General features: G+C 49.6%; 16 protein-coding genes, 1 tRNA gene and 1 pseudogene. 5 read left to right on the top strand and 13 right to left on the bottom strand.

From position 1 onward, the window contains the following. Positions 1–303: 303 nt before the first annotated feature. Complete coding sequence (gene dbpA, locus BZG13_RS04025) at positions 304–1,686, bottom strand: ATP-dependent RNA helicase DbpA (RefSeq protein ID WP_077485527.1); 1,383 nt, start codon at positions 1,684–1,686, stop codon at positions 304–306. A 243-nt stretch (positions 1,687–1,929) separates the two neighbouring features. Between dbpA and BZG13_RS04030 the strand changes: the two genes are divergently transcribed. Then, the gene (locus BZG13_RS04030; protein ID WP_241824773.1) at positions 1,930–2,361 is read left to right on the top strand and encodes an acyl-CoA thioesterase; all 432 of its coding nucleotides are present in this window, start codon (positions 1,930–1,932) and stop codon (positions 2,359–2,361) included. Between the two features lie 40 nt (positions 2,362–2,401). Here the strand turns inward: BZG13_RS04030 and BZG13_RS15280 are convergent. Next, positions 2,402–2,545, bottom strand: a pseudogene (locus BZG13_RS15280) (type II toxin-antitoxin system Phd/YefM family antitoxin); the annotation flags it as partial. Between the two features lie 211 nt (positions 2,546–2,756). Here BZG13_RS15280 and queC point away from each other — a divergent pair. Next, a complete protein-coding gene (gene queC, locus BZG13_RS04035) occupies positions 2,757–3,452 on the top strand; it encodes a 7-cyano-7-deazaguanine synthase QueC (protein WP_077485265.1) in 696 nt (231 codons plus the stop codon). A gap of 82 nt (positions 3,453–3,534) precedes the next feature. On the opposite strand, the gene BZG13_RS04040 is transcribed toward queC, so the two are convergent. Then, positions 3,535–6,684: a multidrug efflux RND transporter permease subunit gene (locus tag BZG13_RS04040; protein ID WP_077485269.1), complete on the bottom strand. Its 3,150-nt coding sequence runs from the start codon at positions 6,682–6,684 to the stop codon at positions 3,535–3,537. Continuing rightward, positions 6,684–7,805, bottom strand: a complete 1,122-nt coding sequence (locus BZG13_RS04045; RefSeq protein WP_077485272.1) for an efflux RND transporter periplasmic adaptor subunit — start codon at positions 7,803–7,805, stop codon at positions 6,684–6,686. The genes BZG13_RS04040 and BZG13_RS04045 overlap by 1 nt, the downstream gene beginning before the upstream one ends. A gap of 285 nt (positions 7,806–8,090) precedes the next feature. Here BZG13_RS04045 and BZG13_RS04050 point away from each other — a divergent pair. Beyond that, a tRNA-Tyr gene (locus BZG13_RS04050) sits at positions 8,091–8,175 on the top strand. Positions 8,176–8,231: 56 nt separating this feature from the next. Here the strand turns inward: BZG13_RS04050 and BZG13_RS04055 are convergent. Continuing rightward, on the bottom strand, positions 8,232–9,209 hold the full coding sequence (locus BZG13_RS04055) for a glutathione S-transferase family protein (RefSeq protein ID WP_077485275.1): 978 nt from the start codon (positions 9,207–9,209) through the stop codon (positions 8,232–8,234). A 211-nt stretch (positions 9,210–9,420) separates the two neighbouring features. Between BZG13_RS04055 and BZG13_RS04060 the strand changes: the two genes are divergently transcribed. Continuing rightward, complete coding sequence (locus tag BZG13_RS04060) at positions 9,421–9,774, top strand: DUF4168 domain-containing protein (protein ID WP_069361029.1); 354 nt, start codon at positions 9,421–9,423, stop codon at positions 9,772–9,774. A 48-nt stretch (positions 9,775–9,822) separates the two neighbouring features. On the opposite strand, the gene arsJ is transcribed toward BZG13_RS04060, so the two are convergent. The 8 genes from arsJ to BZG13_RS04100 all read right to left on the bottom strand — a co-directional run bounded on the left by arsJ (position 9,823) and on the right by BZG13_RS04100 (position 16,034). Continuing rightward, the gene (arsJ, locus tag BZG13_RS04065; protein ID WP_077485278.1) at positions 9,823–11,046 is read right to left on the bottom strand and encodes an organoarsenical effux MFS transporter ArsJ; all 1,224 of its coding nucleotides are present in this window, start codon (positions 11,044–11,046) and stop codon (positions 9,823–9,825) included. 81 nt (positions 11,047–11,127) lie between these two features. Further along, entirely contained in the window at positions 11,128–12,135 is a 1,008-nt protein-coding gene (locus tag BZG13_RS04070; RefSeq protein ID WP_077485280.1) for an ArsJ-associated glyceraldehyde-3-phosphate dehydrogenase, read from the bottom strand. Between the two features lie 11 nt (positions 12,136–12,146). Then, positions 12,147–12,488, bottom strand: a complete 342-nt coding sequence (locus tag BZG13_RS04075; RefSeq protein ID WP_021024015.1) for a metalloregulator ArsR/SmtB family transcription factor — start codon at positions 12,486–12,488, stop codon at positions 12,147–12,149. A 106-nt stretch (positions 12,489–12,594) separates the two neighbouring features. After that, on the bottom strand, positions 12,595–13,656 hold the full coding sequence (gene arsB / locus BZG13_RS04080) for an ACR3 family arsenite efflux transporter (RefSeq protein WP_077485283.1): 1,062 nt from the start codon (positions 13,654–13,656) through the stop codon (positions 12,595–12,597). 15 nt (positions 13,657–13,671) lie between these two features. Continuing rightward, on the bottom strand, positions 13,672–14,385 hold the full coding sequence (gene arsH / locus BZG13_RS04085; RefSeq protein WP_077485286.1) for an arsenical resistance protein ArsH: 714 nt from the start codon (positions 14,383–14,385) through the stop codon (positions 13,672–13,674). Between the two features lies 1 nt (position 14,386). Further along, on the bottom strand, positions 14,387–14,722 hold the full coding sequence (locus BZG13_RS04090) for a metalloregulator ArsR/SmtB family transcription factor (protein ID WP_077485288.1): 336 nt from the start codon (positions 14,720–14,722) through the stop codon (positions 14,387–14,389). A 293-nt stretch (positions 14,723–15,015) separates the two neighbouring features. Next, the gene (locus BZG13_RS04095) at positions 15,016–15,585 is read right to left on the bottom strand and encodes a PIN domain-containing protein (RefSeq protein ID WP_077485290.1); all 570 of its coding nucleotides are present in this window, start codon (positions 15,583–15,585) and stop codon (positions 15,016–15,018) included. Beyond that, positions 15,585–16,034 (bottom strand): helix-turn-helix domain-containing protein, encoded by a 450-nt coding sequence (locus BZG13_RS04100; RefSeq protein ID WP_198935503.1) that lies wholly within the window; start codon positions 16,032–16,034, stop codon positions 15,585–15,587. The genes BZG13_RS04095 and BZG13_RS04100 overlap by 1 nt, the downstream gene beginning before the upstream one ends. 569 nt (positions 16,035–16,603) lie before the next feature. Here BZG13_RS04100 and BZG13_RS04105 point away from each other — a divergent pair. Continuing rightward, positions 16,604–16,804 (top strand): hypothetical protein, encoded by a 201-nt coding sequence (locus tag BZG13_RS04105; protein WP_077456687.1) that lies wholly within the window; start codon positions 16,604–16,606, stop codon positions 16,802–16,804. Positions 16,805–16,845: the final 41 nt, after the last annotated feature.

Genomic DNA, 16,845 nt, shown 5'->3' on the forward strand with positions numbered 1-16,845 from the left:
AACGAGCAATCGTCGCCGATGGCACCACCGATATATAAACCAGGCGTAGGTCGGCATATATAAACCAGGCGTAGGTCGGCATAAGCGCCAGCACAATGCCAATCATTATCACGATATGGGCCGCGTGCCATCCGACATCGGGGGTCAAAATTGGCGCCAATCGTAACAGGCGCAGTGCAACTGGCGCCCGTTGACAATGTGCACATACCCATCATCGTGCTGGGGCTTGTGTCACCTACGCCAATGGCACCATTGCAGTTAATTTAGCAGCTTAGCAAGCTACTCTATAGCTTACGGTAAAGATCAAACCCGGCGGGCGCGAATGGTGCGGCCTTTCACTTTTCCATCATTCAGCTTACGCAACGCGGCTTTAACGCAGGATTGCGACACTGCAATAAACGCCACATTATCTAGCACATTGATTTTGCCCACCTGCTTACCGTCAATGCCCGCTTGACCGGTCAGCGCGCCCAAAATATCACCCGCGCGTACTTTTTGTTTTTTACCTGAGTCAATCATCAAGGTTGCCATCTCAGGCTGGTAAGGCGCAGTGTCAAGCAAGTGCTGCGGCGGCAGGGCTTCGGGGAGAAAATCGCGGCCATACTGATCGCCAATCATCGCCAGCTTATAGTGCTCGGCATCGTTATATAGCGAACACGCCACCCCTTTTTTGCCAGCGCGACCGGTACGTCCAACGCGGTGCACGTGAGTTTGCGGATCGTGGGCGAGTTGATAGTTGATCACCATATCCATGTCATCAATGTCTAAGCCTCGCGCTGCCACATCAGTGGCCACCAGCACGGACGCACTTTTGTTGGCAAATTTTACCAAGGTGCGCTCACGGCCACGCTGTTCAATATCGCCATGCAAGGCAACGGCGCTAAAACCGTCATCTTCTAGGTTATCGCAAACTTGTTGGGTTTGAGCTTTGGTCGTACAGAACACCACGCAGCTTTGCGGCTGAAAGTGCAATAAAAGTAACTTTAACGCCTGGTAACGCTGCCTGTTGTCATCAACTTTATAGACGTGTTGCGAGATTGTACTTTGCGTTTGCACCTCATCCACTTTAACGGAGACAGGGTGGCTCAGCACTCGCTGCGCAATAGCATTGATCGAGCGCGGGAAGGTGGCGCTGAATAATAAGGTTTGGCGATGAGCGGGAACACGCGCAATGATAGCATCCAAGGTATCTTGGAAGCCCATATCCAGCATCTGATCGGCTTCATCCAACACCAAGGTTTCAACATCATCGAGGCGCAATGTACCCTTGCGTAAATGGTCATCCACACGCCCCGGAGTGCCGACAATAATGTGTGCACCATGCTCCAGTGAGCCAATTTGCGGGCCAATCGATACCCCGCCACACAGTGTCAGTACTTTGACATTATGGCGACCACGCGCCAACTTACGCATCTCAACCGCCACTTGCTCGGCCAGCTCACGGGTTGGACACAGCACCAAAGATTGCACGCGAAAGCGTTTTACGTTCAGTTTGGCTAACACGCCCAGACTAAACGCCGCCGTTTTCCCCGAGCCGGTTTTTGCTTGGGCAATAATATCTTTGCCATTGAGCACAGACGGTAAGCTCTGCGCCTGAATGGGCGTCATGTGCGTATAACCCAAGGTTGCTAAGTTATCGAGTAAATCAGCGGGTAACGCAAGCGAGGAAAAAGCGGTATCAGTCAAAGTCGTATCCACAACAAAAGTAAATCATGCCGCGCCCAAGCACGGCCAAAGGGGGCGTATCATACCAGAGTCTGATTGCTGCCACATTAATCGATTAGCGCCACACACCCTGATAACCACTTTGTCGACTTATGTATTTTGTTACGTCATTGTTAGACAAAGCTCCGTATTTATACCTGCGCGGCTTGTCTTGTCATTGGGCTTGGTGTGCAATCAAGGCACACAATTAAGGAGGATTGTCTTGTGGCTAATATCCCAGTAAAAAACTACCCGCTCTCTCATACGCAGGCGATTGTCTGGAACGACATGGATGCCATGCAACACATCAATAACACCGTGTACTTTCGCTATTTTGAAGATGTACGCGTGGTGATGCTTGAAAAACTGGAAGTGTTCGAGCTAGCCAAACGGCTGCATGTTGGTCCCGTGGTCGCCTCAACCCGCTGCGATTATCGCGCTCCTTTGGTGTATCCAGATACCATCACCACCGTCGCTTGGGTCGAGGATATTCAAGAAAAGCGCTATGCGATGAAGTATGAAATCTACAGTCACAATCAAGAGCGCTGTGTGGCCGAGGGCGAGGCCTTGATTGTCTATTGCGATTTTAAAACCGGTAAAAGCTGCTCTATCCCAGCTGAAACGCTCGAAGGGTTAAAAGCCTTTGTGGTGAAATAGTAAGCATAGAGACGAGCACTGCGCGTTGCCTGACGCGCAGTCAGCCGCTGAGCCATTTGGACATTTGTTCTTTGGCATCATGGTGACTCAAGAGCTTCTCTTCGGTAATTGCGCGCTCGCCACGCGCGATCCCTTCTAAGATAGCAAGACGGCTCTGCGTTAACTCATAATCATCCACATTTAATGAGGTAGTTACTCGTTCTACTTTCATCGCTCGATCAATCGTGACATCTAAATACCGTTACTGTAGCACTTGATGCTCACAGGAGCAGGGGTTTTGTTTGTGATAACGCAACACTCAGATCATCGCATCTGGCTTGCTGTCGATAACACACAGGGGTACCATCCGTGCTCTGTGTAACACTGGGTGAGTAGCACCGCCAAAGGACAAACCGATGAAAAAAGCCGTTGTGGTATTTAGCGGAGGACAGGATTCAACCACCTGTTTGATTCAAGCGCAAGCAGAATACGACGAAGTGCATTGCCTCACTTTCGACTATAACCAGCGCCACAAGCAAGAAATTGATGTTGCTCGTGAGATTGCTGCAAACCGCAAAGTGAGTGCGCATAAGGTATTGGATGTTGGCTTACTCAATGAATTGGCGATTAGCTCGCTCACACGCGACAACATTCCTGTTTCCAATGCACTGAACGAAAACGGCCTGCCCAATTCCTTTGTGCCGGGACGTAATATCTTGTTTTTGACTTTAGCGGGTATCTACGCCTATCAAATTGGCGCTGAGGCGGTGATCACCGGTGTCTGCGAAACTGACTTTTCTGGCTACCCAGATTGTCGTAACGATTTTATTCAATCAATGCAGCAAGCCCTTGAGCGCGGCATGGACAGACAACTCGCCTTAGTCACACCATTGATGTGGCTGAATAAAGCTGAAACGTGGGCACTGGCAGACCAGTATCACGCTCTCGATTTTGTGCGCGACCACACCCTAACCTGTTATAACGGGATTAAAGGCACTGGCTGTGGCGAGTGTCCAGCCTGTCACTTGCGTCAGCGTGGCTTAGATGACTATCTGGCCAACCAAGCAGACGTACAAGCCGCACTGCAACGCAAACAAGCCGAAAACGCGTAACAGCGCGCATCCACTGGCAGCGACAAGCAATAAAAAACCGCCTCGCAATGAGGCGGTTTTTGTGTCGAGAGTCAACACATCGTTATTTGTGCGGCTCATCATGCGGATGGGTATCAAACTCACCATGACTGGTCCGATGCACGGTTTCTACCGCGAGCGCTTTATCCAACTGTTGCGCCACATACTCAGGCGAGTGAGTATGAATGGAGAGCAGACGATACATCGCCGGGATCACCAGCAAGGTAACAAAGGTCGCAAACGCCATACCGGTGAAGATCACCGTCCCAACCGCGATACGACTTTCCGCCCCCGCACCGGTTGACAAGATCAGCGGGATCATCCCTGCCAAAGTGGTAAACGCCGTCATCAAAATCGGTCGCAAGCGACGGACTGACGCATCGATAATCGCTTTTTCAAATGCAATGCCACGGTCACGCAGTTGGTTGGCAAACTCCACGATTAAGATACCGTTTTTCGTCACCATACCAATCAGCATAATCAAACCAATTTGGCTATAGATATTGATCCCTTGGTTGGTCAGCCACAAACCTAAAAAGCCACCTAGCATCCCCATGGGCACCGTCAACATCACTACCAAGGGGTTGATAAAGCTTTCAAATTGCGCCGCTAACACCAAGTACGATACCAAGAGGGCTAAACCAAACACCACCAGCACACTGGTTTGGTTATCACGAAAATCTTTCGACTCGCCCGAGTAGCCCACCGAGATATCGGCAGGTAATGTCTCGGCCGCCGCGGAGTCGAGATAATCGAGTGCTTGGCCGAGCGTCACATCCTCACCTAAGTGCGCCGATAAGGTGATCGATTTTTGCTTGTTGGTATGGCTTAGACGCTGCGCAGAGGCGGTTTCTTCCACCGTGGTTACCGCATCCAGCGAGACCAACTTGCCGCTGCGGCTGCGCATATAGATACGGCTGAGATCGCTTTTACTGCTAAACGCATTTTCATCGCCGCGCACATAAACATCGTATTCTTCACCGCGATCCACGTAGCTGGTCTGCGCGCGACCACCTAACATGACTTCCAAGGTGTCGGAGACGTCCCGTACCGAAATGCCAAGTTCAGACGCACGACGGCGGTCTACTTTGATGACTAGCTCAGGCGTATTTTGGCTGTAGTCATAGTCCGGGCTATCAATCATGCCCGCTTCACGACTCATTTCGCCCAGTTTTTCCGCCCAGCGATGCAACTCAGGATAGTCTGGGCCGCTGAGTACAAATTGCACCGGTTCAGAGCTTCGACCGCCAAAGCCAGGGGCAAACGGGAACACTTGTACATCTGGCACGCCATTCAGTACCTGACGCACTTCCCCGAGAATGGCTTGCGCTGAACGGTCGCGCTCATCCCAATCCGGCAATAGCATGATCACAAAGCCGGTTTGATCGCCAGCACGACCACCAAACGCTGGTGTCTGCAAGCTCACCGAACTCAAAGTGCCCGCTTCAACTAAGGGCATCAAGCGCTGCTCAATTTGCTCAATGTTGCCCACCATGCGGTTATAGGCGGTGCCTTCCGCACCACGGACAAACGCCAGCAACACCCCACGATCTTCTTGTGGCACTAATTGCGATGGTAAGTGCTGCATCAACACGCCACTGCCGCCAATACAGAGCAAGATCACTACAGGTGCCAACCAACGCCAGCGCAGTACATGCTCCAACGCCCGGCGATAGTAGCCTTCGAGCACATCAAACCCACGAGTGATAGCACGGTTCACAGGACTGGATGTTACATTTAAGCGCAGCAATTTACTGCCGAGCACCGGCGTGAGGGTCAACGCTATTAAGGACGAACAGAGCACGGTGACGGCGAGCATCACCGCAAATTCGGTGAACAACTTACCAATCATGCCATCTATGTAGGTAATGGGAAGGAACACCATCACCAACACCGCGGTGGTCGCGATCACCGCAAAGCCCACCTCTCGTGCGCCACGGTAAGCGGCCACCAAGGGTTTATCGCCTTGCTGTAAGTGGTGGAAAATGTTTTCGACCACCACAATGGCATCATCCACCACTAAGCCAATCGCTAAGATCAGCGCCATTAAGGTGAGCAGATTGATGGAGAACCCAAGAGCAGAGGCCACAATAAACGCCGAAATCAATGACACAGGCACGGTCACCGCGGGAATCAGTGTCGCACGCGCTTGGCCGATAAAGATATATAATACCAGCACCACCAACGCCCCTGTGATAAAGAGGGTGCTATATACCTCTTCAATCGAGCGATCAATGAACACCGTGGTATCGTAATCGACCCACAGACGCGTGCCTTCGGGCAGGAAGGCTTGCATTTCATCGACAAGCTTGTGAGCGCGATCAGAAATATCGAGCGGATTAGCATCGGATTGTGGGATCAAGGCCAAACTCAGGTTGTTGATACCATTGTTTTTATAGGTCGCATCTTCATTGCGAGAGCCAATTGCCACCTCCGCCACATCCGACAAATAAATCGCCGTACCATCAGCCGTGGTGCGCACCACCAGTTGTTTAAAGTCTTCTGCATCATGATATAACCGGTCGCTACGCACCGGCATGGTCATCACGTCGTTACGAATCTGTCCACCGGGACTCTCTAGATTCTCGCTACGCAATGCATCGAGAATATCTTGGGTAGTGACACCGTGTCCCGCCATTTGGGTGGGATCCAGTTTCACATACATCACTTTATACAGCGCACCGTATAAATCGACTGAGCTCACCCCAGAGATCAAACTGAATCTGTCTTCCAGGGTGCGCTGGGCGTATTCAGTGAGCTGATTGCGATCCATTTCTGACGAGGCCAAGTTGATATACACCGCCGCTTCACCAGTACCGTTGTCTTTGTACACAATCGGATCATTGGCATCATCAGGCAGTCCGCCTTGTGCGCGCGCCACGGCATCGCGCACGTCACTCACGCCTTCGGTCAGCGGATGATCGAGGTTAAATTCTACCGTGATCCGTGATGAGCCGTTGCGACTGACTGACGTAATTTCATCAATGCCGCTTATCCCGGACAGCTCATCTTCAATCAACTGTGTAACCTGGCTTTCCATAATACTCGCCGACGCGCCTGAGTAGCGCGTGGAAATACTCACCACAGGGCTATCAATATCCGGCATCTCACGCACAGAGAGCGTCGAAAAAGACACAGCTCCAAACWCACATAACAGCAAACTCAAGACAACCGCCATCACCGGCCGTTTTACCGACACATCAGACAACCACATTAGCTTGCCTCCGTCTCAGATGCGGTCTCATCGACACGGCTTTGATCATCAGCTTGATGTTTAGGCGCTTCTGCATTTAACACTGATACTTGTGCACCATCGCGCATATTCACCAGGCCTTGTACAACGATGTTTTGGCCTGGTTCAAGTCCTTTACTCACCACCACTTGGTTATCAATGCGTGCACCGAGGGTAATTTCGGTACGATGGGCAATACCTTCATCATCAACGCGAAATACATAGCGACGGGTGCCGGAATACTGCAGCGCTTGCACCGGGACAATCACCGCTTGCTGTTGTGGTAAGGCCAATTTTGCTTCCATCAGCATACCAGGTTGCAGCTGGCTTTCAGGGTTATCCAACGCGACCCGGACACCAACAGATAACGCGTCTTGGTTGATGCGCGAGTCCACGACCTGAATCTCACCATTGAACGTTTTGTCCGGCCAAGCTTGTGAGGTCACTGCCACCGGCATTTCAGGATATAAGCGGCTAAAATACTGCTCTGGGACTTGAATATCCAAATTCATTCGCGACAGATTATCGAGGCTAAAGAGGGTTTCACCCACATCCACGCGCTGACCGACACTTAAATCAAACAAACCAATGCGACCCGAAAAGGGCGCGGTTAGGCGATGATCATCTAAATCAGATTGCGCCGACTGCAGACGGGCTTTGGCAATGTTGACGCTGGCTTGTTGTGCTTCCAACTCGGTTTGCGTTAAGGCACCACGCTGCGCCAGCTTGGTGTACTCTTTTAGCTTGCGCTGCTCATCATTGAGATAAGCTGACGCTTCCAGTACCGCTGCTTGGGCTTTGGCACGATTAAATGTCACCAAAGGCGCCCCTTTTTCAACCGTTTCTCCCGGCTTTACGTGCACCGTTTCAATGCGCGCCGACACTTCCGATTCGATATTAATCTGTTGGTGGGCTTTAACGTTACCCACCAACGACAGCGACGGCGCAATCGATTTGGTCTCCACTTGTGCAGTCATCACATCCACAGATCGCGCACCCGATGGTGGCGCAGAGGCTTCCTCGTTCGAGGGCTGTATACCTTCCCACTGCCAGAACGCAACGCCGGCCAACATCACGGCGCCCAGTAGCATTCCTTTTTTCATTGCATCACACCTTATTATTTGAATAGCACCAGTGTACTGATCTACTTTTTTTTGTCCTTAAAGAATTGTAAAGACGTTGTTTTTGCTCGGTATTACATCCAAATTCGAGATTTTGCCACATAGCACTCAGACTATGTAAATGAAGGCAGGTTTCAAAAAGCGATAAAAACAACGCTTATCGCTGATTTTGGACGCAAGACGTTGAAAAAAACACCAACCGCATTCTGAGATTGAGAAAACCCTTTACAGCTCCAATCGGTTTGGTAAGATTCGCCCCAATCGCGTGGTGGAGTTCCCGAGCGGTCAAAGGGATCAGACTGTAAATCTGACGGCTCAGCCTTCGAAGGTTCGAATCCTTCCTCCACCACCAWCTTTAAGGGCCAGCATCTGCTGGCCCTTTTTCGTTGTTTTTTGTCAACGGCTCAATCACTTGCCACGAGAGCTGACTGATGCACGCCCATGCGGCGACCACAAATCTTGCTCTGGCCCTTTAGGCACAATGCGTGTCGGATTAATGTTGCCGTGACTGTAATAGTAATGGGTTTTGATATGATGCATATCGACCGTCTCGGCCACGCCTGGCACCTGAAACAACTCTTTCATATAACAGAACAAGTTGCAGTAATCGACAATACGTTGTTTGTTACATTTAAAGTGACCCACGTACACAGGATCAAAGCGAATTAACGTTGTGAACAGCCGCCAGTCTGCTTCTGTGATCTGATTGCCGGCCAGATAGCGGTTGCGACTCAGATGGTCGTCCAATACCGTCAATGCACTGAATAGCTGATCAAAGGCGTCTTCATAAGCCGCTTGTTCGGTGGCAAAGCCACATTTATACACGCCGTTGTTCACGTTGGGGTAAACAAATTCATTCCACTGATCAACCGCTGCACGCAGGTTTTCTGGGTAATAATCGTCATGATTACCCGTAATATCATTAAACGCCGAATTAAACATCCGAATGATATCGGCTGATTCATTACTGACAATGGTCTGGGTTTGCTTATCCCATAAAATCGGCACAGTGACCCGACCCGTGTAGTCAGGCTTGGCTTTGGTGTACAACTGGTGCGCGTAGTCAAAGCCATATAAGGGCTCTGGCTCTGAGAATGTCCAGCCATGCTCTAACATTTCAGGTGCCACCACGGTGACATCAATATGAGGCTCAAGCCCTTTTAAATGACGCATAATCAGAGTCCGATGCGCCCACGGACAAGCAAGAGACACATACAGATGATAGCGGCCTGATTCAGCGTTAAAGCCCGCATCGCCACTGGGTCCAGCTTGGCCATCGGCGGTCACCCAATGACGAAAACCCGCGTCTTCACGGACAAATCGCCCTCCCGAAGACTTGGTGTCATACCACACATCATGCCAAATACCGTCTATCAGTTTTCCCATACGTCCTCCTCTCTCTACGCTATACAGTATAAGGAGTGCGCGAGGGAAAGTCGGCAGAGCAACTTGTTGGAGTTATTCGAAAARACTGAGCAATCCTTACAGCATCAACAATGTCATGATCTTGTGAGAATTTGTCTGATTGCTTATTCGCGTTTGACCGTCACTCTCCATCTCTTTTAGGGTGACCGTGATGAATAAAAGGAGAGTATTAATGAAACGTTTATTAGCGACCCTATCTTTTGCGTTTGTTGTTGCAGCCAGTCTGCCAAGTTTTGCTGCCAACGAAACAAACGAACTGTCAGCGGATCAGCTGACCGACCAAGTGATAAGCAGCTATGCAGAGGCCGCTGAACAAGTGGTTTCAATGTCTAAAGACTATCAAAGTAAGCTCGAGAGCATTCGTAGTGAAGAAAAAGCGAAAGCGCTAATGGCACAGACGCAGAAAGAAATGGCGCAAGCGATTGAAGCAACGGGCCTGACGATAGAAGAATATAACGCTGTTTTTCGTCAAGCACGTGAAGATAAAGAGCTGCAGAAGAAAATTAGCAACATGCTTAATGAGTAGCCGTAGTTTGAAACAGGGGTAAGCATATGCATGCTTGCCCCTATTGGTTTAAGTGTGGGCTATCACGGCCGGCGTTTTGGGTAACCACAGCGAAATCACCGTCGTGATGAACAAGAAGGCGAACGAGACCCACAAACAGGCTGCTAGCCCCCACACTTGGAAAATCCAACCGGATAACACGGTGCCAATTAAGCGTCCCATGGCGTTCGCCATATAATAGAACCCCACATCCAGTGACACACCGTCACCTTTGGCGTAGCTGACGATCAGGTAGGAATGCAGTGAAGAGTTAATCGCAAATATCGCCCCAAACACCATGAGTCCAACGATAATCACCCCTTGCGGATACCACTGTTCGCCAATTGCATAAGCAATGATGCCGGTCACCACGGCCAATAAACCTGCCCAACCTAATGCCGCTTTACCACCCGGCGAATGGCCAGCTTGGCGCCCAGTCATTTTCGGGGCAATCCCTTGCACCACGCCGTAAGCAATCACCCATAGCGCAAGAAAGCCACCGACCATACTATGGCTCCAGCCGAATGTGTTGCCTAAATAAATCGGTAAGGCGACGACAAACCACACGTCTCGCGCACCAAAGAGAAACATGCGTGCCGCTGAGAGGATATTGACGCTGCGCGACTTGGAAAATATTTCTGAAAACTCAGGCTTACTTTTAGCTTTACCTAAATCCGCTTTTAGTGACACCACACTGCCAATAAAGACCACAGTCAGCACACCGGCCATGGCTGCCACCGCGTATTGAAAGCCAATGAGAGACAGCAGTGCGCCACCGACAAAAAAGCCTGCCCCTTTGAGCGCGTTCTTAGAGCCGGTGAGGATCGCAATCCACTTAAACAGCGCACCCTGTGCATTATCGGGCACCAGGGTTTTGATCGCACTTTTCGCACTCATTTTATTGAGATCTTTCGCAATCCCAGATAGCGCTTGTGCCGCCATCACCCAGGGGATGGTGAGCCACGCCGCGGGTACCGCCAGCATAGTAAGCGCCACAATTTGCATGCCTAGGCCAATATTCATGGTGCGGTTAAGCCCTAATCGAGCCCCTAACCAGCCGCCGACAAGGTTGGTCACTACCCCAAAGAATTCGTAAAACAAAAATAACGAGGCAATTTCTAAGGTGCCGTAGCCTAAGTCATAAAAGTACAGCACCACCAACATCCGCAGGGCACCGTCGGTGATAGTGAAGTTCCAATAGTTAAAGGTAACCAGCATGTACTGGCGCACAGATTGGCTTAATTGAGCAAACATAGTGGCCGTCTATTTAGGTTTGATAAAAGCGGTAAATAAAGGCGATGCACTGCATGCACCGCCAGCGTTACAAAGTATCACTTACTGATCGACAAGACCGACGTTGCGCACCAACTCAGCGGTACGCGTGGCATAACCCATTTCGTTGTCATACCACGCATAGATTTTGACCATACGCTTGCCCACTACCATGGTGGATAAACCATCGACAATAGTAGAGCGCTGATCGCCACGGTAATCAATCGAGACTAAAGGACGCGCCTCAAAGCCAAGAATGCCTTTAAGCTCGCCGTCCGCGGCCTCTTGCAACAGTGCATTCACCTCGTCGGCGGTGGTATCGGTTTCCACATCAAAAATCACATCCGTCAGTGACGCATTGGCGAGCGGGACACGCACTGCATGGCCATTAATCTTGCCTTTTAGATCCGGGAAAATTTCCACAATGGCCGTTGCTGATCCTGTGGTGGTCGGGATCAAGCTCATGCCGCACGCACGGGCGCGACGTAAGTCTTTATGCGGCGCGTCTAAAATCGTTTGGGTATTGGTTAAATCATGAATGGTGGTGAAGGTTGACTGCGCAATTCCCAGTTTTTCATGGATCACTTTCACAATCGGTGCCAGGCAGTTCGTGGTACACGACGCCGCAGTAACAATTCGATGTTTGCTCGGATCAAAAATCGCGTCATTGACGCCCACTACGATATTCGCCACACGCTCATCTTTGACCGGTGCAGAGACCACTACGCGCTTCACGCCTTGGTCCAAGTACTGTTGCAGCAAATCCGCGTCACGGTGTTTTCCCGTTGCTTCAATCACCACATCGCAGCCTGACCAGTCGACTGCATCAATCGCTTTTTCTTGGCTTGTCGTCAGTGTCTTGCCGTTAATCTGCACGCGGTTGCCTTCTGCACTCACCGCGTGATGCCAACGCCCTTGTACCGAATCAAACTCCAGCAAATGCGCCAGCGTTTCAGTATCTCCCGCCACATCGTTAATATGCACAAACTCGAGCTCTGGCCAATCAAATGCTGCCCGCAGTGCTAAGCGACCGATACGGCCAAACCCATTGATCCCGACTTTAATTGTCATTACTCTCTCCTTTACACGCAGCAGGTGGGGCGTGACGCCATCTTGGCAAGCCGCGTGATATCTTCTTGATAAGTGTCTTTTAGGCAGTTGGAATCAACTAACCCCTGAATTTGTTTGCGCATCCAGCCCGGTAAATCAGCGGCTAAGCGATAAAACACCCATTGCCCTTGGCGCGTATCAACCAACACCCCACTGGCCCGCAGTTGCGCCAAATGACGTGAGATCTTCGGCTGCGAGGTGTCCAGCGCTTCGGTGAGCTCGCACACACATAACTGCCCTTCACGGGCAATAAGCAGTAAACATCGCACGCGCGTTTCATCGGCCAATAATTTGAAAAACTGATGAGGCAACATAGGCTCTCTCACTACACTTCACTAAATGCATATATGGATATGCGAATATTAATAAACCCAAGCATGCATGCAACCGGGACAGGCCGGAATTCATAAAAGCTTCATATTAAATCGTATAACGCCGCTTCATACTTAGCGCGACATTCACCAAGGCAATTAACACAGGCACTTCCACCAGCGGCCCAATCACTCCTGCAAAGGCTTGATCAGAGTGAATGCCAAACACCGCTATTGCCACCGCAATCGCCAATTCAAAGTTATTACCGGATGAGGTAAACGCAATTGACGCGTTTCGGTCATACGGGATCCCCAGTTTTTTGCCCACAAAGAAGCTAATAAAGAACATCAACACAAAGTAGCTTACTAGCGGCACGGCAATGCGTAACACATCGAGCGGTAAGGCAATAATCGCCTCCCCTTTTAGGCTAAACATCAACACAATGGTCGCCAACAAAGCGATTAACGTTATCGGGGAAATACGTGGCAAAAAGACGTCTTCGTACCATTGTTCACCTTTTTTAGCGACCAGCACGGTACGTGATAGATAGCCCGCCAAAAAAGGGATGCCCAGATAGATCAGCACACTTTGCGCGATGTCCCCCATGGTGACATCCACCACATAGCTTTGTAACCCCAGCATAGGAGGTAAAACGGTGATAAATAGCCATGCCATCACACTGTAGGTCAGGATCTGAAATAAGCTATTCAGTGCCACTAGGGCTGCGCCATACTCTTTATTGCCACCACTGATGTCGTTCCACACCAAGACCATGGCAATACAGCGTGCTAAGCCAATTAGTATCACTCCTGCCATGTAGCCTGGCTCATCACGTAAAAACAGCACCGCCAGCGCGAACATAAGAATGGGACCCACGACCCAGTTCATGATCAGCGACAGCGTGATGGCTTTTTTGTCGCGCGTGACCGAACCCAATAAACGATAATTCACTTTTGCCAGTGGCGGATACATCATTAAGATCAAGCCAATCGCCAGCGGCACATTGGTGCTCCCGACCGATAAGCGTTCACTGATGGTCGCAACGTCGGGAAAAAGCCACCCCACACTCACCCCAATGGCCATGGCGAGGAAAATCCACACGGTTAAATACCGATCGAGCCATCCCATTTTTTGGGCGGCCGACGGCGCACAGGTTTCAGATTGAGTCATCGCGATATTTCCTTTTTATATCTGACGTTGATTGACACGTGCTGATAGTTCATCGGCACTCTCAACGCGCTCAGAGTAGCGATCAACGAGATAGTCTTTGTTGTCACGAAGTAAGAGCGTGAATTTCATAAGCTCTTCCACCACATCAACAATGCGTTGATAAAAAGGCGATGGCAGCATCCGGCCTTGTTCATCAAACTCTAAATAGGCTTTGGGCACCGATGATTGGTTCGGAATGGTAAACATACGCATCCAGCGGCCGAGAACACGGAGCTGATTAACCGTATTGAATGATTGAGAGCCCCCACATACTTGCATCACTGCGAGCACTTTGCCTTGGGTTGGCCTCACGGCCCCAAGACTTAAAGGCACCCAATCGATTTGGCTTTTCATGATACTGGTCATCGAACCGTGGCGTTCAGGCGAACACCAAACCTGCCCTTCAGACCACATCATCAACTCGCGCAATTCCGCTACTTTCTCATGTGAAGGATCAACACTATCGGGCGCGGGTAAGCCACTAGGATCATAAATCCGCGCCTCGGCCCCCATCGCCGTCAGTAGGCGCGCCGCTTCCTCAACCACCAGTCGACTGTATGAACGCGCCCGCAAGGAACCATATAGCAACAAGATACGAGGGCGGTGGCTCGATGACTGCACCGCAAACTTATCAGCCGACGGAATATCAAACGCATCGGCCGTGATATTTGGGAGTTCGTTATCATTCATATTATTGTTTTACCTCACAACAAGTCTGGTTTAAGGCCGTTGGTTCAACAGGTGGCAACATGGCAGGATTGTGTTTTACCGTGGTCAGTAAAATACCGCGCATCCACTCCGGTAAAGCTGGATGCAACCGGTAATAGACCCACTTACCGCGACGCTCTCCTATCACAAAATCATGTTTACGTAGCTCCGCCAAATGTCGAGAAATCTTGGGTTGACTCAGGGCTAACGCCTCCATCAAATCGCATACGCATAACTCACCATGCTGTGAGAGTAGCAATAGAGAGGTGAGCCGAGTGGGCTCGGATAAAGCTTTGTAAAAAGTGAGTGTGTGACACATCTGCATTTTCTCTTTACCAACACATACGATAAATCATATATGTGAAAAATCATATGTCAATTAAAATACTGAGCCATGATAACCATATGAACATAATAGCTTCGTCAAATTTTTGATTATTTGCTCATGAAAAAGTGAACGCGAATTCGACCGCGAAGTACAACACCCTCGTCTGCAGCCTGGCATAACTTTTTAAAGACAACTCGGCTTTACCAAACAACCTTCGCTGAGCGTTGCGTGATAGGTATAACGCTAGGCAAGCACTAACGCTTAATATCGATGTACGAAGTCGACTAAAGCATACAGCTAAAGCTTCTTAGTTTTGAGACAAAGCTAGGCAGTTTTTGCCGTTGCAAACAGGCTAAAAAGTCATCTGAAGTCATGGGAAGGTTCTTCAGGCCACGCCTTTGTTGTTGAGCAGCCTTAACGCAAGCGCTGCTATCTAGTTCAAACATGTCGCATAGGAATTCGTCTGTATGTATGGCAGATAAACCAAGTGGATCAAGTGCCTCTGAAGGGAAGTCTTTTAAATTGAAGGTGATGATAGACTCTGCTTGCCCTTTAATGGCAGCGGCAACAACATGTCTATCATCTACATCTGGTAAGGTTAAACCGTCTACCAATGGCTCATATCCTTCAATCAAGCAATCAGGAACATGCGCATTCATCAGCTGCTTGGTTCTCTCTAATCGTTCTGGGTCGACATCTGGATTGTTTCTGCGGAGATTTCTGATCCATTCATCATGTATTTGTTCTGTCCATCGTGCTCTAAATAACCCCGTGTTGGACAAATACATGAGATAGCTGCGAAGTGGCGCGGGGTACATAACACATGCGTCTAAAATTACCGWATAGGATGTCATCAATACCCCATACCCATTTCTTGATCTAACGCTGATAGTTCAGCAAGTGCTGCTAGCCGTTTCTCTTCTAAGCGATTCTTATACGCCATCAAATCGGCATAGGCCACCTTCCTGCGGTTACCTGTACGACTATATGGGATCTCATTAGCATCAAGCAGCTTGATAAATGTCGGACGAGACATATTGAGCATGTCAGCCCCTTCTTGCGTGGTCAGCTCGGCATGAATAGGGGTAATACTCACTGAGTTACCATGGCCTAATTGCGTCAGCACCTCAATCATCATGTTTAGTGCACTTGATGGAATAGTGACTTCATGACTCTGACCAGACTTATCGACGACATGAATTTTTTGCGCTTCACCATTGGTTTCTATAACGGCTGATAACGCTTGGCTACTAAGCTTAGCCAGTGTGATTTCTTCGGCACTTGGCAGTGTTGTCATATTCATCGTATTTTTCTCGGCTTTGATTTCAGGCGGTATAAGCCTATGTACTGCTTAGTATCTGAAATATTCGAAAATCTGTCAACATTCGAAATTTTCGAAAGCCATCCAAACGCTCATTGCCGATAGAGTCGAACACGAAACATAAAGGCACCGGGTTTCTAAAAAGCCCTTTACATCCGCATAAAATGCTGTAGTGTAGCTAAAGCTCTAGATACGGAGCATCAAAAGACATCAAGTCAAAGTCGAGACAGACCACGCTATTTCCCGCATAGACTCTCTGCAGTAATCCACTTTCGCTTTTTTCCTAGATTGATAACCCGTTAACAACCCTTTTGCTATCACTCATTAGTGGGTATCACTGTATTGATGGTGATCGCTCATTCCAAAGGGACCGGCGCATTTGCGCGGCTCATGATGGATAACCACTGAGGGGGCAGAGCAATAATCATTTAACTCATGGAGATAAAATATGGCCGCGACTAACGGCAGACTGCGTCACTGGTATCATTTACGCCGTACGCAAACACAAACGAAAACCGCTAACAACGCAAACAAAACAGTAAGGAACGCCATTGATAGTTAACTTTTCACTCCCTAACCTTGCCAATTGGCAGGTCGCGATCCATCAATTTAATGGGGATATTATCCTCAAGCACTTGCTACATCGCCTACCAACATTATCCCAACCGACGCTACAGTTTGATCCCAGCACCGAGCTTGGCACTATTTTTAGCCAAGGCGAATGCTTGGGTGAGTTTGCTCTCGCGCACTAACGCTTAGACCATATCGCGCGTTTCCATAACCGGTAAAAATA

The sequence above is a fragment of the Salinivibrio sp. ML323 genome (assembly GCF_001995745.1).
Classification (GTDB): Bacteria; Pseudomonadota; Gammaproteobacteria; order Enterobacterales; family Vibrionaceae; genus Salinivibrio; species Salinivibrio kushneri.